This is a genomic window from Streptococcus sp. 29892, from assembly GCF_032594935.1.
Lineage (GTDB): Bacteria > Bacillota > Bacilli > Lactobacillales > Streptococcaceae > Streptococcus > Streptococcus hyiners.
On sequence record NZ_CP118734.1, the window covers coordinates 1,009,512 to 1,027,419 of the forward strand.

The 17,908-nt window shown below is 40.8% G+C and carries 20 protein-coding genes, 3 tRNA genes and 1 other annotated feature; of the genes, 21 read left to right on the forward strand and 2 right to left on the reverse strand.

The window, feature by feature from the left end; genetic code table 11:
- Window positions 1-8: 8 nt before the first annotated feature.
- The 7 genes from PW220_RS05050 to PW220_RS05080 all read left to right on the forward strand — a co-directional run bounded on the left by PW220_RS05050 (window position 9) and on the right by PW220_RS05080 (window position 4,726).
- Window positions 9-1,499 (forward strand): sugar transferase, encoded by a 1,491-nt coding sequence (locus tag PW220_RS05050; RefSeq protein WP_248054232.1) that lies wholly within the window; start codon window positions 9-11, stop codon window positions 1,497-1,499.
- Window positions 1,500-1,593: 94 nt separating this feature from the next.
- Window positions 1,594-1,827: a DUF2969 domain-containing protein gene (locus tag PW220_RS05055; RefSeq protein WP_248054231.1), complete on the forward strand. Its 234-nt coding sequence runs from the start codon at window positions 1,594-1,596 to the stop codon at window positions 1,825-1,827.
- Window positions 1,828-1,879: 52 nt separating this feature from the next.
- Window positions 1,880-1,960: transfer RNA gene (locus tag PW220_RS05060), tRNA-Tyr, on the forward strand.
- A 169-nt stretch (window positions 1,961-2,129) separates the two neighbouring features.
- A tRNA-Gln gene (locus tag PW220_RS05065) sits at window positions 2,130-2,201 on the forward strand.
- A 123-nt stretch (window positions 2,202-2,324) separates the two neighbouring features.
- A complete protein-coding gene (rpsA, locus tag PW220_RS05070) occupies window positions 2,325-3,530 on the forward strand; it encodes a 30S ribosomal protein S1 (RefSeq protein WP_105117820.1) in 1,206 nt (401 codons plus the stop codon).
- Window positions 3,531-3,567: 37 nt separating this feature from the next.
- Window positions 3,568-3,639: transfer RNA gene (locus PW220_RS05075), tRNA-Arg, on the forward strand.
- A 58-nt stretch (window positions 3,640-3,697) separates the two neighbouring features.
- A complete protein-coding gene (locus PW220_RS05080) occupies window positions 3,698-4,726 on the forward strand; it encodes a threonine aldolase family protein (protein WP_248054230.1) in 1,029 nt (342 codons plus the stop codon).
- Between the two features lie 164 nt (window positions 4,727-4,890).
- Here PW220_RS05080 and PW220_RS05085 read toward each other — a convergent pair whose 3' ends face one another.
- Both PW220_RS05085 and PW220_RS05090 read right to left on the reverse strand, forming a co-directional pair.
- Window positions 4,891-5,286, reverse strand: a complete 396-nt coding sequence (locus PW220_RS05085; protein ID WP_248054228.1) for a hypothetical protein — start codon at window positions 5,284-5,286, stop codon at window positions 4,891-4,893.
- A 59-nt stretch (window positions 5,287-5,345) separates the two neighbouring features.
- The gene (locus PW220_RS05090) at window positions 5,346-5,759 is read right to left on the reverse strand and encodes a DUF6556 family protein (RefSeq protein WP_248054226.1); all 414 of its coding nucleotides are present in this window, start codon (window positions 5,757-5,759) and stop codon (window positions 5,346-5,348) included.
- Window positions 5,760-5,871: 112 nt separating this feature from the next.
- Between PW220_RS05090 and PW220_RS05095 the strand changes: the two genes are divergently transcribed.
- The 14 genes from PW220_RS05095 (at window position 5,872) to PW220_RS05160 (ending at window position 17,889) form a co-directional block, all read left to right on the forward strand.
- Window positions 5,872-7,014, forward strand: coding sequence for a cysteine desulfurase family protein (locus PW220_RS05095; RefSeq protein WP_248054224.1), 1,143 nt, complete (start codon window positions 5,872-5,874; stop codon window positions 7,012-7,014).
- Between the two features lies 1 nt (window position 7,015).
- The gene (gene thiI / locus PW220_RS05100; protein ID WP_248054223.1) at window positions 7,016-8,233 is read left to right on the forward strand and encodes a tRNA uracil 4-sulfurtransferase ThiI; all 1,218 of its coding nucleotides are present in this window, start codon (window positions 7,016-7,018) and stop codon (window positions 8,231-8,233) included.
- 133 nt (window positions 8,234-8,366) lie between these two features.
- Window positions 8,367-9,692, forward strand: coding sequence for a branched-chain amino acid transport system II carrier protein (brnQ, locus tag PW220_RS05105; RefSeq protein ID WP_248054221.1), 1,326 nt, complete (start codon window positions 8,367-8,369; stop codon window positions 9,690-9,692).
- A gap of 64 nt (window positions 9,693-9,756) precedes the next feature.
- Window positions 9,757-9,846, forward strand: a sequence feature (ribosomal protein L21 leader region).
- A gap of 36 nt (window positions 9,847-9,882) precedes the next feature.
- Complete coding sequence (gene rplU / locus PW220_RS05110) at window positions 9,883-10,197, forward strand: 50S ribosomal protein L21 (protein ID WP_002941330.1); 315 nt, start codon at window positions 9,883-9,885, stop codon at window positions 10,195-10,197.
- Between the two features lie 46 nt (window positions 10,198-10,243).
- Window positions 10,244-10,537: a 50S ribosomal protein L27 gene (rpmA, locus tag PW220_RS05115; RefSeq protein WP_009909754.1), complete on the forward strand. Its 294-nt coding sequence runs from the start codon at window positions 10,244-10,246 to the stop codon at window positions 10,535-10,537.
- Between the two features lie 133 nt (window positions 10,538-10,670).
- Window positions 10,671-11,060 carry a CdiA C-terminal domain-containing protein gene (locus tag PW220_RS05120; RefSeq protein ID WP_248054219.1) on the forward strand — a complete coding sequence of 130 codons (390 nt, stop codon included), beginning with the start codon at window positions 10,671-10,673 and terminating at the stop codon, window positions 11,058-11,060.
- Between the two features lie 442 nt (window positions 11,061-11,502).
- Complete coding sequence (locus PW220_RS05125) at window positions 11,503-12,408, forward strand: LysR family transcriptional regulator (protein WP_248054217.1); 906 nt, start codon at window positions 11,503-11,505, stop codon at window positions 12,406-12,408.
- A gap of 1 nt (window position 12,409) precedes the next feature.
- Entirely contained in the window at window positions 12,410-12,874 is a 465-nt protein-coding gene (gene lspA, locus PW220_RS05130; RefSeq protein WP_248054215.1) for a signal peptidase II, read from the forward strand.
- A complete protein-coding gene (locus PW220_RS05135) occupies window positions 12,858-13,754 on the forward strand; it encodes an RluA family pseudouridine synthase (protein ID WP_172081767.1) in 897 nt (298 codons plus the stop codon). The genes lspA and PW220_RS05135 overlap by 17 nt, the downstream gene beginning before the upstream one ends.
- Before the next feature lie 80 nt (window positions 13,755-13,834).
- Window positions 13,835-14,173, forward strand: coding sequence for a zinc ribbon domain-containing protein YjdM (locus PW220_RS05140; protein ID WP_044759226.1), 339 nt, complete (start codon window positions 13,835-13,837; stop codon window positions 14,171-14,173).
- A gap of 48 nt (window positions 14,174-14,221) precedes the next feature.
- Window positions 14,222-14,857, forward strand: a complete 636-nt coding sequence (locus tag PW220_RS05145; RefSeq protein WP_248054213.1) for a Pr6Pr family membrane protein — start codon at window positions 14,222-14,224, stop codon at window positions 14,855-14,857.
- Window positions 14,858-15,072: 215 nt separating this feature from the next.
- Entirely contained in the window at window positions 15,073-15,594 is a 522-nt protein-coding gene (pyrR, locus tag PW220_RS05150) for a bifunctional pyr operon transcriptional regulator/uracil phosphoribosyltransferase PyrR (protein WP_248054211.1), read from the forward strand.
- A gap of 55 nt (window positions 15,595-15,649) precedes the next feature.
- Window positions 15,650-16,573 (forward strand): aspartate carbamoyltransferase catalytic subunit, encoded by a 924-nt coding sequence (locus tag PW220_RS05155; protein WP_105117834.1) that lies wholly within the window; start codon window positions 15,650-15,652, stop codon window positions 16,571-16,573.
- 239 nt (window positions 16,574-16,812) lie between these two features.
- Entirely contained in the window at window positions 16,813-17,889 is a 1,077-nt protein-coding gene (locus PW220_RS05160; protein WP_248054209.1) for a carbamoyl phosphate synthase small subunit, read from the forward strand.
- Window positions 17,890-17,908: the final 19 nt, after the last annotated feature.

Consider the following 17,908-nt stretch of genomic DNA (forward strand, 5'->3'; position numbering starts at 1 on the left):
TTTAAAAGATGATAAAATTTAGAAATAATAGTCAGAAGTCAAACTTCAAATTCAAAACAAAGCAAAATAATCGATATGTTCCTTTGCACAAAAATTATGGGGGGGGGACGTTATCAATGCTAGAAAAAAATAGCTTTTGGTCTAATATCATTTATACGTTAGAGGCCGCTTTGATGTTAGTTGCTGTCTACATAGTCCTTAAACCGAATCATTCATTTGATCTATCACCCGAAGGATTAGAACACTTTATTACCGTTGTTCCGTGGCTCATCCTAACTTATGTTTTGATCAATAATGCCTTTGATACCAATGTTTATTATAATCAAACCAAGTCGAATATTTTATTTAATACATTCATCGTTCAATTTATCTTCTCCATAATTCTATGTGTTATCTGTACTATTTATATTGAGCATTTTTTCTTCGATATTGGTTTTATTTTTGCTTATTTCATTTTCGGGGTGATTATATCTTCTATCATCCATGTCGGGATATTTACTTATTTTTCAAAAATTGTAGATACAAGACGTGTCTTAATTATTGGGAAACCTAAGGCAGTTTATTTGGCACTAGAAAATTTTGAACGATCTAGTGAATCTCTCCATAGAGTAACTCATGTTGTGATGGGAAATTACTTAGAAAATTTAAAAAAGGTCGCTGAAGAAGTAGATGTAATTTTTATTGCAGGTGTAGTTGATCCGATATTAACCCAGGAAATATACAACTATCTCATTCGCAAAGACAAGATGATTTATCTAACATCTACTGTAGAGAATTCGGTGTCGATCAATGCCCATTTACTTAATATTTCAGATGAGAGTATCATTCAAGTTTCTCCCTATTATTTGACGAGAGAGCAAGCTGCTGTTAAGCGTGTAATGGATATTGTTATTTCAATCATTATGCTCGTTTTGTTCTCACCAGTGATTTTCCTGACAGTGATTGCTCTGAGAGTAGAAAGTAAGGGACCGGTTTTTTACAAACAAGAACGGGTTACTCTTGGGAATCGAGTATTCCAAATTTTGAAATTCCGCTCTATGGTTGTTGATGCAGAAGAGAAGACAGGACCAGTATTGGCTAAGAAGAATGATAGCCGAGTTACAAAAGTTGGTCAATTCATTCGAGCAACTAGAATAGATGAAATCCCACAATTGATAAATGTATTGAAGGGCGAAATGTCTATTATCGGACCTAGACCCGAACGCCCGAATTTTGTAGATACTTTCTCGGCAACAAATCCATTTTATCATTTGAGACACAATGTCCGAGCAGGAATAACAGGCTATGCTCAAGTATATGGAAAATACACATCAAATTTTGAAAGTAAATTAAAGTTTGATTTACTTTATATAAAAAAATATAGTTTCTTACTGGATATAAAATTGTTGCTAAAGACAATTCTTACGGTCTTTAACAAATTAAGCTCACAAGGCGAGAGTAATGAGAAGCAAGATGGACATACTAGATCGATCGATGAATCTATTACGATTTTAAAGTAGAAATGTAATAATAGCTAGGTAGCAGCTTTGACTTGCAAGCTGTTACCTTTTTTTGTAAAATGATGGAAGTAGTTTGAATCTATAGGAGGATATTATGACAAAAAAAGATAGAAAAATTGAAATTCAAATTGAAGATAGCAAGGTGATCGTAAATGGACAAACTTATCCTGGCTATCAATTAACTATCGGAAAAAAGTTGATTGGTGAGATTGCAGAATTGGCAGAAAATAATTTTGCTGTGGTAAAAAATGGAAATGCCGAAAGCTTTTATAAACAATTAGAAAAAGCAGTCGGAAATATCATAGAAAATTATAATTTAAGTCACTAAAAGGCTTGAAATAGTCACTATTTTATGTTAGAATAGTGACTGTTGGTGCTATGGAAAGATAGCGAAGAGGCTAAACGAGGCGGACTGTAAATCCGCTCCTTCGGGTTCGGGGGTTCAAATCCCTCTCTTTCCATTGAACAGGATACAAAGGACGTTAAGAAATCCGTATGAAAATAGGAAACTGACGCAGTGTGCCACACACAAGGAAGTTTATCTTTTTCATTAGGATCTTAGTCCGTGTTCAACTAAGATACGAAGCCCTTAAAAACGCTCAGTGTTTAGAATGAATTGTATCTATATTTTGGGGTATCGCCAAGCGGTAAGGCAAGGGACTTTGACTCCCTCATGCGTTGGTTCGAATCCAGCTACCCCAGTCAAGGTACTAGATAAAGTCTAGTTCGTCAAAGATGTCTAATTGTTGTTGTCCTTGCGTGTGCCTTAAATAAAATATATTTTATGTTGGGTCGAAAGACCTGATTGTCGGAGGTTTTTTTATAATGAACGAATTTGAAGATTTGTTGAACAGTGTAAGTGAAGTTACACCTGGTGATGTGGTAACTGCAGAAGTATTGACAGTTGATGCTGGTCAAGCTAACGTAGCTATTTCAGGTACTGGTGTAGAAGGCGTATTGACTCTTCGTGAGTTGACAAACGACCGTGATGCTGACATCAACGACCTTGTTAAAGTTGGTGAAACGCTTGAGTTGCTTGTACTTCGCCAAGTTGTTGGTAAAGATACAGACACTGTTACATATCTTGTATCTAAAAAACGTTTGGAAGCACGCAAAGCATGGGACAAACTTGTTGGTCGTGAAGAAGAAGTTGTTACAGTTAAAGTAACTCGCGCTGTTAAAGGTGGTCTTGCAGTTGAATTTGAAGGTCTTCGTGGATTTATCCCAGCTTCAATGATCGACAGCCGTTTCACTCGTAACACTGAGCGTTTCGTAGGTCAAGAATTTGATGCTAAAATCAAAGAAGTTGATCCAGCTGAGAACCGCTTCATCTTGTCACGTCGTGAAGTTGTTGAAGCTGCAGCAGCGTCAGCACGTGCAGAAGTATTCGGTAAATTGGCAGTTGGTGAAGTTGTAACTGGTAAAGTTGCACGTATCACAAGCTTCGGTGCCTTCATCGACCTTGGTGGTGTTGATGGTTTGGTTCACTTGACTGAATTGTCACACGAGCGTAACGTATCTCCTAAATCAGCTGTAACTGTTGGTGAAGAAGTAGAAGTTAAAGTTCTTGCAATCGACGAAGTCGAAGGTCGCGTATCATTGTCATTGAAAGCTACACAGCCTGGTCCATGGGATGGCGTTGAGCAAAAATTGGCAGCTGGCGACGTGATCGAAGGTAAAGTAAAACGTTTGACTGACTTCGGTGCATTTGTTGAAGTATTGCCAGGTATCGATGGTTTGGTACACATTTCACAAATTTCACACAAACGTGTTGAAAATCCAAAAGATGCTTTGTCAGTAGGTCAAGAAGTAACTGTTAAAGTTCTTGAAGTAAATGCAGCTGATGAGCGTGTATCACTTTCTATCAAAGCTTTGGAAGAGCGTCCAGCAGCTGCTGAAGGCGAAGAAAAAGCTGAAAAACGTGCTCCACGTCCACGTCGTCAAAAACGTGAAGAAAAACGTGATTACGAATTGCCAGAAACACAATCTGGTTTCTCAATGGCTGACCTTTTCGGTGACATTGAATTGTAATTCATATAAAAACTTGCCTTGTGCAAGTTTTTCCTTTCCACCCTTAGTGTAATGGATATCACGTAAGATTCCGGTTCTTGAGATGGGGGTTCGATTCCCTCAGGGTGGATAAGTTTTAAGCCTGAATGAACAGGCTTTTTTGTTTTATTAATTACGGAGGTTGTGAGATGTTACATTTTGAAAATGATTACAACAAAGGTGCTCACCCAGTCCTGCTTGAAGCCTTGGTTGCTAGCAACCAAGAAGGTTTATCTGGCTATGGAACGGATAAATATACCCAATCTGCTATCGAAAAAATTAGACTTGCGACTAACTGTCCTCACGCACAGGTTACTTTTTTTGCAGGTGGTACGCAGACCAATCAAATCCTTATTTCTTCAATGTTAGCTTCTTATGAGGGTGTGATTGCCGCAGATACAGGCCATATTTCTACACATGAGGCTGGCGCCATTGAATTTTCTGGACACAAGGTGTTGACACTGCCGCATCATGAAGGGAAAATAACGGCAAGTGAGGTTGATAACTTCATCAAGGATTTCTATGCCGATGCTAATCATGCCCATATGGTTCATCCAGGTATGGTTTATATTTCCCACCCGACTGAATATGGTACACTTTATAGCAAATCAGAGATGGAAGACTTGTCCCAAGTTTGCCGGCAGCACAATATTCCGCTCTTTTTAGACGGTGCTCGCTTGGGTTATGGTCTTGCTGCACGCGATACGGATCTTGATTTGCAGGCCATAGCAGAGCTGACAGATGTCTTCTACATCGGAGGGACAAAACTTGGTGCCTTGTTGGGAGAAGCTCTTGTATTTACAAAGAATAATCAGCCAAAGAATTTTGTATCTATTGTCAAACATCACGGTGCCTTGTTAGCTAAGGGACGATTGATTGGGGTCCAGTTTGATCGATTGTTCACTGATGACTTGTATCTTGAATTGGGGCGTCATGCTATCTCAATGGCAGAGCAACTCACACAGATTTTGGAAGATAAAGGATTTCAATTCTACTTCAAATCACCAACCAATCAGCAGTTTGTCATCGTCAAAAATGAAGAGTTGCCAAAACTGACTGAAGCAGGAATTGTTTACAGTTTCTGGGAAAAATACGATAATAACCAAAGTATCATCCGCTTTGCAACCAGCTGGTCAACCAGTCAAGAGGATATAGATGAATTAAGAAAAATACTTTAGAAAGCTAAAAAGAGGCTGGGACAAAAGTCCTGGCCTCACTGTTTTTTCTAAATAGTTAAACTTGATGCAGTGGTTGAGTGGGCTCTAATTCGCTGATGTTATCAGCTTTTATAGCCCTACTCAACTGTGCAGAGCTGGGCTAACGGCTCATCGAACCCTTCGGGTTACCGATTTTTGTCCCACTCTCTTTTCGTCTGTAAATAGTGATAGCGATAGACGGTATAGCGCTCAATAAGGCGGTAGCCTATTCCACCCAAAATAGCTTTGATGATAAAGACAAGGTGTTTTGATAGGGGTGCCTGGACAGTCAATCCGAAAAGGATACCCAAGATAATCCAAGCAAGTACCGCCCACCATAACTCTTTGAATGGAGTGTATTGTCCATCTCTTTCTTTGACTTCGTTCGATACTCTAACTGCACAGCTAGATAAGATAACTATGGGAAGAAGAGAATTGGTGTTAAACGGTTCTGGTAAAAATGATGCTAGCAGGAAGATTTCAATGAATGAAAATAACAATAACCAAACTAAAATAGGTATTCTAAGAATAAAATATTTCATACAGCACCTCCTAGATTGAGTATATCAAACCAAGAGCAGTTGTGCAAATATTTATCTGGTTATTCTTGGGAAGAACTTGTGGATGCTTCAGTAGAGTTTTCTGTACTACTCGTTGTATCTGTTATACTTGTTTGGATTTCTTGACTAGATGAAGTTTCTGTAGTTGTTGACGAACTGCTGTGATCTACTGTAGAGCTAGTTTCAGTTTGGCTAGGAGCAGTCGTTTCAGTACTTGAACTTGTTGGTGCTTGTATATTGATGGTTGGGCTAACTGCTGAAGATGTATTAGTGTTAGTAGAACTGGATGAGCTTATCGAGCTACTAGGACTAGTACTGACTACTGTTGATTTTGCAGTGAAGGTATAAATGGTAATACAAGCAGTAATAATTCCTAAAATCGAACCGATGAAGGTTAAAAACTTTTGTAGTTTTGTTAAGGCAGAACCATGTTCTTTTCTATTTGTTGATTTCATGTGCTATCCTCCAAGTCCGTCATAAAAAACCAAGTTTAAAACTATCTTAAAGATTGGCGAAAGGCATGAAAACGTGATAAAATAGGACTATTGCAAACAAAGGAATGAAGAAATGATTTATTTTGACAACGCAGCCACGACCCAGGTATACCCAGAAGTGTTGAAGACCTATACGGAAGTGGCGACAAAAATTTGGGGCAACCCCTCTAGTCTGCACAACCTGGGTAGCCAGGCGACACGGATTTTAGAGGCATCTCGCAAGCAAATAGGAGAGCTTCTCGGCAAGGACAGCAAGGAAATCTTTTTCACCTCAGGTGGTACAGAAGGTGATAACTGGGTCATCAAGGGCGTGGCTTTTGAAAAGGCACATCTGGGCAAGCACATCATTGTGTCAGCTATTGAGCATCCAGCGGTAAAGGAGTCAGCTCTATGGCTCAAAACCCAAGGTTTTGAGGTGGATTTGGCTCCGGTCAATGCCCAAGGTTTTGTGGATGTTTCAGCCTTAGAAAGCTTGATTCGTCCAGATACCACATTGGTTTCTGTCATGGCCGTCAACAATGAAATTGGTGCCATTCAGCCCATTCAGGAAATCTCCCAGCTCTTAGCTGATAAACCGACCATCTCCTTCCACGTGGATGCGGTGCAGGCAATCGGCAAGGTGCCAACGGAACAGTATCTGACAGACCGAGTTGATTTTGCTAGTTTTTCAGGTCACAAATTCCACTCTGTCAGAGGAGTAGGCTTCGTCTATGTCAAAGCAGGCAAGAAAATTGCTCCGCTATTGACAGGAGGGGGACAGGAAAGCGACAAACGCTCAACCACGGAAAATGTGGCTGCTATCGCTGCAACGGCTAAGGCGCTCCGCTTGACCTTGGACAAAGCAGTAGAAAGCCAGAAGCGACTGACAGCTATGAAGCAGATCCTGGTGGATGAATTGGGGAAGTATGCTGATGTGACAGTCTTTTCTGGACTAGAGGACTTCGTGCCCAACATTGTGACCTTCGGGATTAAAAACATTCGTGGCGAAGTCATCGTCCATGCCTTTGAAGACCACCAGATTTATATTTCGACCACGTCGGCCTGCTCGTCTAAGGCAGGGAAACCTGCGGGTACACTAATTGCCATGGGTGTTCCGCAGAAGTTGGCTCAAACTGCCGTCCGTATCAGCTTAGACGATGATAACGACATGGGGCAAATCGAGCAATTTCTCACCATTTTCAAGCAAATTTATCACAATACACAGAAAGTAAGGTAGTATGAACTATTCAGAAATTATGATTCGCTATGGCGAATTGTCAACCAAAGGGAAAAACAAGATGCGGTTTGTCAACAAACTCCGCAATAATATCAAGCATGTCCTTTCAGTCTATCCAGAAGTGACCGTTTATTTTGACCGTGACCGTGGTCATGTCTATTTGAATGGGGCGGATTATCAGGAAGTGTCAGCTTCTTTGAAGAAGATTTTTGGTATCCAAAATTTTGCACCGTCTTATAAGATTGAAAAGTCAGTTCCAGCCTTGAAAGAAGCGGTTGTGGAGATTATGCAGTCTATTTACAAGGAAGGGATGACCTTCAAGATTGCGGCACGTCGTAGCGACCACAGTTTTGAATTGGACAGTCGTGACCTCAACCAAGTTCTTGGGGATGCGGTTTTTACAGCCATTCCTAATGTACAGGTGCAGATGAAGTCGCCAGATATTACGCTGCGAGTGGAAATTCGTCCTGATGCAGCCTATATTTCCCATGAAGAAATCAAGGGAGCAGGTGGTCTGCCAGTTGGAACATCTGGAAAAGGAACGCTTATGTTATCAGGTGGTATTGATTCGCCTGTTGCGGGTTATTTGGCCCTAAAACGTGGTGTGGAAATTGAAGCGCTTCACTTTGCTAGCCCTCCATATACCAGCCCAGGTGCCCTTAAAAAAGCCCATGATTTGACCCGTAAACTGACAGCCTTTGGTGGCAATATCACCTTTATCGAAGTGCCGTTTACAGAAATTCAAGAGGAAATCAAGGAAAAGGCCCCTGAAGCCTACTTGATGACCTTGACCCGTCGTTTCATGATGCGAATTACAGACCGAGTTCGTGAAGAGCGTGGTGCTATGGTTATTATCAATGGCGAAAGTCTAGGACAGGTGGCAAGTCAGACCTTGGAATCTATGCAGGCCATCAATGCAGTAACTAGTACGCCTGTTATCCGCCCTGTCGTTACCATGGACAAGTTGGAAATCATAGACATTGCTCAAGAAATTGATACCTTCGATATTTCCATCCAGCCATTTGAGGATTGCTGTACCATCTTTGCACCAGACCGTCCAAAGACTAATCCTAAGATTAAAAATGTCGAGCAATACGAAGCCCGCATGGATGTAGAAGGTTTGGTAGAACGAGCTGTGGCTGGGATTATCGTCACTGAAATCACACCGAAAGAAGAAGTGCAGGATGAAGTGGATAGTTTGATTGCTGATTTATTGTAAGGAAACAAAAATATTTTTCAAAAATATAATGAAAATCTAGCGAAAGCTGGATTTTTTGCAACTTGCTCGGAAAAGCAAGATTTGTATGGTATAATAGTTTTTCACAAATATTTTTTCTAACAAAGGAGGAGTTATGAAAAAAGGAGCCTTAACAGGTCTACTCCTGTTTGGTATGTTTTTTGGTGCAGGAAACTTGATTTTTCCGCCTGCACTTGGTGTCTTATCTGGTGAGAATTTCTGGCCAGCTATTTTAGGATTTGTTGTATCGGGTGTCGGTATTGCCGTCATTGCCTTGATTGTCGGAACATTGAACCCCAAAGGCTATGCACATGAGATTTCACGCAAGATTTCGCCTGCCTTTGCAACGGTTTATCTTGTTGCCTTGTATTTGTCCATCGGTCCTTTCTTTGCCATTCCGCGTACGGCTACAACGTCCTTTGAAATTGGTATTGCGCCATTGTTGGGCGAAGCAAACCTTGGAATTTGGTTATTTGGTTTTACGGCTCTCTACTTTGTGGCAGCCTACCTGATTGCCCTCAATCCATCTCAGATTTTGAATAGTATTGGTCGTATTTTGACACCAGTATTCGCTATTTTGATTGTTATTTTGGTTGTTCTAGGAGCTATCAAGTATGGTTCGACCAGTCCTCTGCCAGCAGCAGAAGCTTACTCAGCTGGACAGGCTTTTGGTACAGGATTTATTGAAGGCTATAACACTTTGGATGCTCTTGCGGCGGTTGCCTTTAGTGTGGTAGCTGTCAATACCTTGAAACAACTTGGTTTTTCAAGTAAAAAGGAATACATATCTACCATTTGGTCAGTAGGCCTTATTGTAGCCTTGGCTTTCTCAGCGCTTTATGTTGGTTTGGCCTTCCTTGGAAATCACTTCCCAGTCCCAGCAGATGTTTTGGCATCAGATACGAACAAGGGTGTCTATGTTTTATCTCAAGCAACTCAAGCTATTTTTGGACCAAGTGCTCAAATTTTCTTAGCCGCTATGGTTATCGTAACCTGCTTCACTACAACAGCTGGTTTGATTGTGTCTTCTGGTGAATTTTTCGCTGAGCGTTTTCCACGTTTTAGCTACAAAGTATATGCGACTGCCTTTACCTTGATTGGTTTTGGGATTGCCAATCTTGGTTTGAGTAAGATTATTGCCTTCTCTATTCCAGTTCTTTTGATTCTCTATCCAATTACCATCTGTATCGTTTTAATTACCATTGTCAACAAATTTGTACCGCTTTCAAAATATGGTATGCAGTTGACAGTTGGTCTAGTAACAGCTTTGTCATTGGTAGAAGTTTTGGCTGGCCAATTTGGTTGGAAAGCTATTTCAACAATCATTTCAGCTCTGCCATTAGCCGGACAATCATTAGCCTGGTTATTGCCTGCTCTTGTCGGAATCGTTCTTTCAGTTTTCTTGCCAAACAAGCAGGAGAGCGAAGTTTTTGAAATGTAAAAAAATGATACAAAACACTTGCATTTGCAGGTGTTTTTGTTATAATAGGAGTGTTGACTATGCACACCCTGTGCAACCGCACGAATGCCGTTGCTTCTTTGGGAGCAAGATAAAGTGGTTCGTCCCACGGTACTAGGCGAGTCTTCACATCAAATTCGGGCAAGGCCCTAAAATCCATAGGAGGTGCATAATGAGCACATACGCAATCATTAAAACTGGCGGCAAACAAGTTAAAGTTGAAGTCGGTCAAGCTATCTACGTTGAAAAATTGAACGTTGAAGCAGGTCAAGAAGTTACTTTCGAAGAAGTAGTTCTTGTTGGTGGTGAGAAAACTGTTGTGGGTACTCCACTTGTAGCAGGCGCTACTGTTGTTGGTACTGTTGAAAAACAAGGTAAACAGAAAAAAGTTGTTACCTTCAAGTACAAACCTAAAAAAGGTAGCCACCGCAAACAAGGTCACCGTCAACCTTACACAAAAGTTGTTATCAACGCTATCAACGCTTAATCGCGTAGCTTGAAGCAATCATTACAGAAATTCGGAGGAATAACATATGTTAAACTTGAATCTTGCTAACTTGCAATTTATGGCCCACAAAAAAGGTGGAGGTTCAACGTCAAACGGTCGTGATTCACAAGCGAAACGCCTTGGTGCGAAAGCTGCTGACGGCCAAACTGTATCAGGTGGTTCAATCCTTTACCGCCAACGTGGTACTAAAATCTACCCAGGAGCTAACGTAGGTCGTGGTGGAGATGACACTCTTTACGCTAAAGTAGAAGGCGTTGTACGCTTTGAACGTAAAGGTCGCGATAAGAAACAAGTATCTGTTTACCCAATCGCAAAATAAGTCTGAAAATGGCTTAACAGTAGCTCTTTGTCAACTGTAGTGGGTAGACGAAAAGCTAACACCTAGAGAGGACGAAATTCGTTCTCTCATTTTTTGTTGTTTAAAGCAATATAAAGGCGGTAAGAAATATCAATTGGATGGTCGTAATGTTGTGCTAGATAATAGTCTAAAAGAAAAGGAGACAGCACAATGGCTGTCTGAGCTTTTAGGTCGCCATGTTGAAATAGTTCCAAGGGTCAATTATCCTAAAAATATCCCTACCCCTGATTATCTAGTTGATGGTGTAAAGTTTGATTTGAAAAAAATTTCAGGAAGTGGTAAAAATGTCTTTGATAACGCTTCAAAAAAAGCCAAGGAACAAGCTGAAAACATTGTATTTGACATTACAAACACTCCATTATCCGAAGCTGAAATCTTTGGGCTGCTTGATAAGGTTTATAAATCAGGACGTCGCGGATTGAATACAGCATTGATCAAAAAGTCGGATAAAGTTATTGATATTATTAAACCCAAAGAAAAATAAAGGTGTCCCACCTCCTACCGCAGCAAGCTGTTTCAAGGGGAGATGGAAAACCTCTATTTCTTACTTAAATTATAACTCAAATAATCATTATTATCAATAAAAGAGGTAAAGAATGAACAGAGATAAGAAGCCAGGTATGGAAACTGTCAAAATTGGCGGTATAGTTTATGAAGTCGGCAAGAAACCAGACCTACAAGGTAAATCTGGTGAATGAGGGCATATTGAGTACAAGACAGGTAAGATTGTGCTAAAAACCTTACATTACAAGGCTTTCCGAGTTTTCGGAAGGCCTGTTTTTTTGTTTTGGTACCCAAGAACATTATAGTAGACGTATTGCCCAGTAAATTGACACTAGGAATCGTGAGACTAATGGAATTTACTCATCGTGTTGCATCTAATCTGTGTTATAATAGAAAGATAAGAATTGAGAAAGGACATGACAATGAATATTCAACAATTACGGTACGTTGTTGCCATTGCCAACAGTGGTACATTTCGAGAGGCGGCAGAGAAAATGTATGTGTCCCAGCCTAGTCTGTCCATTTCCATTCGTGACTTGGAAAAAGAGATTGGTTTTCAAATTTTTAACCGAACAAGTTCGGGAACCTTTCTGACCAAAGAGGGCATGGATTTTTACGAAAAAGCTCAAGCTTTGGTTAAGGGCTTTGACCAATTTGAAAATCGTTATTTGCAACCTGAAGAAGGGGAAAAGATTTTTTCCATTTCCAGTCAGCACTATGACTTTTTACCACCGTTGATAACAGAATTCTCAAAGGAACATCCTCAGTACAAAAATCTCCGAATTTTTGAATCAACAACGGTTCAAATTTTAGATGAAGTGGCCCAAGGATATAGCGAACTAGGGATTATTTATCTGAATGGTCGCAATACAAAAGGCATTATGCAGAAATTGGAAAAGCTCAAGTTAGAAGTGGAGGACCTGATAGCCTTTCAAACACATATCTATATTCGGAAAGACCATCCTTTGACAAGCAAGTCTGAGGTTGAGTTGAATGATTTAGTTGGTCTTCCGACAGTGCGATTCACTCAGGAAAAAGAAGCTTATCTTTATTACTCTGAAAATCTAATTGATACGTCAGACTCGTCTGTTACTTTTGATGTAACAGATCGTGCCACTTTGAATGGTATTTTGGAGCGGACCGATGCCTATGCGACAGGCTCTGGCTTCCTAGATAGTGAAAGTGTGAACGGGATTACGGTCATTCCAATTAAAGATCAAATTGATAATCGCATGGTCTATGTTAAACGAGCTGATGGAGAATTAAGCCAATGTGCTTTAGATTTTATTGAAATGATGCATCAATATTTTGATGCGAAGAAAGGTTAGTATGAGAAAGTTTGGATTTCCAATTCTGGCAGTTGTTTTGATAGGTCTTGACCAGCTTGTCAAGGCTTGGACAGTTGCCAATATTGAATTAGATACGGTTGAGCCATTTCTTCCAGGATTTATGAGTTTAGCCTATTTGCGAAATTATGGAGCGGCTTGGTCTATCTTACAAAATCAGCAGTGGTTTTTCACGATTGTAACAATCGCAGCTGTGACCGGTTTGATTTGGTATTATGTGAAGCAAATCAAGGGTAACCTGTGGACCTTGTTTAGCTTGGCTTTGATGATTTCTGGGGCCTTGGGGAATTTTATTGATCGAATTCGTCTTGGTTATGTAGTGGATATGTTCCACTTGGATTTTATCAGTTTCCCAGTATTTAATGTGGCGGATATGTGTTTGTCTGTCGGTGTAGGAATTTTGTTTATTTGTATCATGAAAGAAGAGAGTAATGGAAGTAAGAGTTGAGATTGGTGGTATTCGTTTGGACAAGGCCTTGGCGGATTTGACAGATTTGTCCCGTTCAGTTGCCAATGAACAGATTAAAAATGGTCAGGTTTTGGTTAATGGCCAGCCTAAAAAAGCCAAATACAGTGTGCAGGCTGGTGATATCCTAACCTATCAGGTGCCAGAAGTAGAAGAAATTGACTATGTAGCAGAAGACATTCCCTTAGAAATTGTCTATCAGGATGCGGATGTGGCTGTGGTCAATAAACCTCAAGGGATGGTTGTTCACCCATCTGCGGGTCACACATCTGGTACACTGGTCAATGCGCTTTTGTATCATGTTAAGGATTTGTCAGGTATCAATGGTGTTCTTAGACCTGGAATTGTCCATCGGATTGACAAGGATACATCTGGCTTACTCATGATTGCCAAAAATGATGATGCCCATACAAAGCTGGCTGCTGAATTAAAAGACAAAAAGTCGCTTCGTAAATATTGGGCGATTGTTCATGGCAATCTGCCAAATGACCGTGGAATGATTGAAGCACCGATTGGGCGTTCTGAGAAAGACCGCAAGAAACAGGCTGTGACAGCCAAAGGGAAAGAAGCTGTGACACGTTTTCAAGTTTTGGAGCGTTTTGGGGATTACACCTTGCTAGAATTGACCTTGGAAACTGGACGGACACATCAAATCCGTGTCCATATGGCTTATATCGGTCATCCAGTAGCAGGGGATGAGGCCTACGGTCCTAGAAAGACACTAAAGGGACATGGTCAGTTTCTCCATGCCAGAACGCTTGGATTTACCCATCCGAGAACTGGGGAAGTAGTGGAGTTTACGGCAGAAGCGCCAGCTATTTTCCAGGAAACACTTGAAAAACTACGCAAGTCAAATGGCTGATGAAAACCTGTTCATCTTGCCCATTTCCCCAAGAAATGCTATACTAGTAGACGATAAAAATGTAAGGAGTATGAAAAAATATGGAAACTTTACCAAATTGTCCAAAATGTCATTCTGAATATGTTTATGAAGACGGCGCCCTATTGGTTTGCCCTGAGTGTGCTTATGAGTGGAACCCAGCAGATGTAGCTGAGGAAGAAAGTGGACCTGTTGCAATTGATGCGAACGGTAATCGTTTGGCGGATGGCGACACGGTAACTCTGATTAAGGACTTGAAAGTCAAGGGTGCGCCTAAAGACTTGAAACAAGGTACACGCGTGAAGGGTATCCGTATCGTTGAGGGTGACCACAATATCGACTGTAAGATTGATGGTTTTGGTGCCATGAAGTTAAAATCAGAATTTGTGAAAAAAATCTAAGAGAAAGGACTGGTCCATCCAGTCTTTTGTCATTTTTGAAAGGATAATATGAAGAATCAAACTATTTTATTCTATAGTCGGTGCTTGTTGGCAGTTTTGGCTATTACAGGAACTGTCTTGGAAATTGTAAAGTACGGTATCGGTATGCTTATGTACTATACGGTGCTTTCAAACCTCTTGGTATCTATCTTTGCGGTTTATATGGTGCTTGCCATGAAGAAGGGTGAGGATTTACAGGCTCCTTGTTTTCTTCGTATAAAGGCTGCGGTAACCATGTCTATTATGATTACCTGTGTGGTCTATCACTTGATGTTGGCACCTCTTGCAGATGATTTTTGGCGAGTGGAAAATATGCTATGCCACTATATTGTTCCGATTTATTTCTTGTTAGATACCCTACTTGTCGACCGTCAGCAACAGTACAAGTGGTTTGACCCGATTTGGTGGACACTTTTACCAGTTCTCTACATGATTTTTGGGCTTGTTAATGGTCTTTTTATCAAAATTCCTATCCCTGATGCTAAGGACAGTCCCTTTGCTTATTTCTTCCTCAATGTTCCCAAATATGGATGGCCTTATGTACTGACCTATGCAGGCACGATTTTCGTGGCCTATCTGGTTTTTGGCTTTGTTTTGACTGGTGTAAAATCCGTCACTGTCCGTCGTAATCTGCTAAACAGGTAACATTCTCAGCAAAATCCGAAGATTTTCGAAATTTTTACAGAAAGAATTTGTCCGGGTAGAAAAATTGTGCTATACTTTGCTTAATCAATCCTTTAAATCCTGTCCAGAGAGGCAGACAAGGAGTAGTGTGTTAAGCAGGTTAGTCTAAATACTGGCCTATATTTTCATGGTCTCCTTGTAAAAGGGGACTTTTTCTATATTTTTTGGAGGTCTTTATGAAGACAAAAGAAATCGTTGACGATATGACCATGAAACGGGCCATCACCCGTATCACCTATGAAATTATCGAGCGGAACAAAAATTTGGATAATATTGTTCTGGCAGGTATAAAAACCCGCGGGGTGTTCATTGCTAAACGTATTCAGGAAAGGCTGAAACAGTTAGAGGGGATTGATGTTCCACTGGGTGAATTGGATACCAAGCCTTTCCGTGATGATGTAAAAGTCAAAGAAGATACGACAAACATGACTGCTGATGTGAATGATCGTGATGTTATTTTGGTGGATGATGTGCTTTATACTGGGCGAACAATTCGTGCGGCTATTGACAACGTAGTTTCCTTGGGGCGACCAGCTCGTGTTAGTCTGGCTGTTCTGGTTGACCGTGGTCACAGAGAACTACCTATTCGAGCGGACTATGTTGGAAAGAACATTCCGACTAGCCGTTCGGAAGAAATCATCGTTCACATGGCTGAAATCGATGGTCAGGATTCTGTCCTCCTAGTCGAGGGAGCTTAGTCGTTTATTTTTCAACTCAATATTCTACATCTATATCATAAAGGCAGGTATCGTCATGACAATTACAAATGGTAAAGTTTCACTCAAACACTTGGTTACTATGGAAACTCTTTCAAATGAGGAAGTGCTCGGGCTTATTCAGAGAGGAATTGCTTTCAAAAATGGGGAGCGGGTAGAGTTGGATAGGAAGTATTATGCTTCCAACCTATTTTTTGAGGATTCGACTAGGACCCATAAGTCTTTTGAAATGGCAGAGCTTCGTTTGGATATGGGCATGATTGACTTTGATGCGCGTACCAGTTCGGTCAATAAGGGTGAAACCTTGTATGATACGATTTTGACTATGTCAGCTCTGGGAGTTGATATTTGTGTTATTCGCCACTCTGAAGTAGATTACTACAAGCAGTTGATTGATAGCCCTACCATTCAGACTTCAATCGTCAATGGTGGTGATGGTTCTGGGCAACATCCAAGCCAGTCCTTGCTAGATTTGATGACCATTTATGAGGAATTTGGAACCTTTGAAGGTTTGAAGATTGCCATTGCTGGTGATATTACGCATTCACGAGTGGCTAAGTCAAATATGCAAATCTTGAAGCGTTTGGGCGCTGAAATTTACTTTGCTGGGCCAGAAGAGTGGTATGCAGAGGAATTTGATGTTTATGGTCAACATTTGAATATTGATGATATTGTTGAGAAAGTAGATGTCTTGATGTTGCTTCGTGTGCAACACGAGCGCCATGATGGTGATGGTGGTTTTTCGAAAGAAACCTATAATCGCTTGCATGGCTTGACTGAAGAACGCTACAAGCGCTTGAAAGACAGGGCTATTGTCATGCATCCTGCCCCTGTCAATCGTGATGTAGAAATTGATGACCATTTAGTAGAGGCACCAAAATCACGCATCGTCAGACAAATGCAGAATGGTGTATTTGTCCGAATGGCGATTTTGGAAGCTATTGTTAATGGTAAGGCTTAAAAGTAAGCTGTTAAGGTATCTTAGAACTGAGCAGTTAGAAATTTGTTAGACTTATCTTATTTAATGTCGCCCAGAGAGGCGACGAATAGAAAGGAGAAGGGGTGTTCTGTTGCTCGGATTTGTAACTGAATTCGGGCTACGGACTGGGTCAAAAAGATAGTTTTTCCTCGAACGCAAACGTTCTTGGTCAAACTCCTATTTTGACTGTGTCCGTTTAACGCCCTTAATATCTTATTATTATGTCAAAAAGACGTTTAATTTTGGAAGATGGTACTATTTTTGAAGGTGAGGCCTTTGGTGCTGATATTGATGTGACTGGTGAGTTGGTTTTCTCGACTGGAATGACTGGTTATCAGGAATCAATCACAGACCAGTCCTATAATGGTCAGATTTTAACCTTTACCTATCCTTTAGTTGGAAATTACGGGATCAATCGAGATGATTATGAATCCATTAATCCGACCTGTAAGGGGGTTGTGGTTAGTGAATGGGCTCGTCGGGCAAGTAACTGGCGTAACCAGATGAACTTGGATGAATTTTTAAAGGCTAAGAAAATTCCAGCTATTTCTGGAATTGACACACGCGCCTTGACTAAAATTATTCGCAAACACGGTACCATGAAGGCCACCTTAGCAAATGTTGGTGATTCCGTTGAGCATTTGACGGATCAGCTGAGAGCGACTGTTTTGCCAACTAATAACATTCAGCAAGTATCTACCAAAACAGCCTATCCTGCGCCTGGAATTGGACGTAGTGTTGTGCTGGTTGATTTTGGCTTGAAGCATTCTATTCTTCGTGAATTAGCAAAACGCGATTGCAATGTGACGGTTGTTCCTTACGATACGACAGCAGAAGAAATATTGGCTCTTAATCCAGACGGTGTCATGCTGTCAAACGGTCCTGGTAACCCAGATGATGTTCCAGAAGCTTTGGACATGATTCGGGGCATTCTTGGAAAAATTCCAATTTTTGGTATCTGTATGGGGCACCAACTCTTTGCCAAGGCCAATGGTGCTACAACTTATAAGATGAAGTTCGGACATCGTGGTTTTAACCATGCTGTTCGTGAAATCGCGACTGGTCGAGTAGATTTTACCAGTCAGAACCACGGTTATGCTGTGGCTCGTGAAGATTTGCCAGAGTGTTTGATGATTACACATGAGGAAATCAATGACAAATCAGTGGAAGGGGTACGCCATAAGTACCATCCAGGTTTCTCTGTTCAATTCCATCCGGATGCAGCACCTGGTCCACATGATGCTAGCTATCTCTTTGATGAATTTATGGATTTGATGGATGGCTTCCAGGCAAGATAATAAATCTATTGTTTACAAT

Coding starts and splice junctions, on each gene's coding strand:
- PW220_RS05050 (WP_248054232.1), top strand. CDS start 9: ATGATAAAATTTAGAAATAATAGTCAGAAGTCAAACTTCAAATTCAAA.
- PW220_RS05055 (WP_248054231.1), top strand. CDS start 1,594: ATGACAAAAAAAGATAGAAAAATTGAAATTCAAATTGAAGATAGCAAG.
- rpsA (WP_105117820.1), top strand. CDS start 2,325: ATGAACGAATTTGAAGATTTGTTGAACAGTGTAAGTGAAGTTACACCT.
- PW220_RS05080 (WP_248054230.1), top strand. CDS start 3,698: ATGTTACATTTTGAAAATGATTACAACAAAGGTGCTCACCCAGTCCTG.
- PW220_RS05085 (WP_248054228.1), bottom strand. CDS start 5,286: ATGAAATATTTTATTCTTAGAATACCTATTTTAGTTTGGTTATTGTTA.
- PW220_RS05090 (WP_248054226.1), bottom strand. CDS start 5,759: ATGAAATCAACAAATAGAAAAGAACATGGTTCTGCCTTAACAAAACTA.
- PW220_RS05095 (WP_248054224.1), top strand. CDS start 5,872: ATGATTTATTTTGACAACGCAGCCACGACCCAGGTATACCCAGAAGTG.
- thiI (WP_248054223.1), top strand. CDS start 7,016: ATGAACTATTCAGAAATTATGATTCGCTATGGCGAATTGTCAACCAAA.
- brnQ (WP_248054221.1), top strand. CDS start 8,367: ATGAAAAAAGGAGCCTTAACAGGTCTACTCCTGTTTGGTATGTTTTTT.
- rplU (WP_002941330.1), top strand. CDS start 9,883: ATGAGCACATACGCAATCATTAAAACTGGCGGCAAACAAGTTAAAGTT.
- rpmA (WP_009909754.1), top strand. CDS start 10,244: ATGTTAAACTTGAATCTTGCTAACTTGCAATTTATGGCCCACAAAAAA.
- PW220_RS05125 (WP_248054217.1), top strand. CDS start 11,503: ATGAATATTCAACAATTACGGTACGTTGTTGCCATTGCCAACAGTGGT.
- lspA (WP_248054215.1), top strand. CDS start 12,410: ATGAGAAAGTTTGGATTTCCAATTCTGGCAGTTGTTTTGATAGGTCTT.
- PW220_RS05135 (WP_172081767.1), top strand. CDS start 12,858: ATGGAAGTAAGAGTTGAGATTGGTGGTATTCGTTTGGACAAGGCCTTG.
- PW220_RS05140 (WP_044759226.1), top strand. CDS start 13,835: ATGGAAACTTTACCAAATTGTCCAAAATGTCATTCTGAATATGTTTAT.
- PW220_RS05145 (WP_248054213.1), top strand. CDS start 14,222: ATGAAGAATCAAACTATTTTATTCTATAGTCGGTGCTTGTTGGCAGTT.
- pyrR (WP_248054211.1), top strand. CDS start 15,073: ATGAAGACAAAAGAAATCGTTGACGATATGACCATGAAACGGGCCATC.
- PW220_RS05155 (WP_105117834.1), top strand. CDS start 15,650: ATGACAATTACAAATGGTAAAGTTTCACTCAAACACTTGGTTACTATG.
- PW220_RS05160 (WP_248054209.1), top strand. CDS start 16,813: ATGTCAAAAAGACGTTTAATTTTGGAAGATGGTACTATTTTTGAAGGT.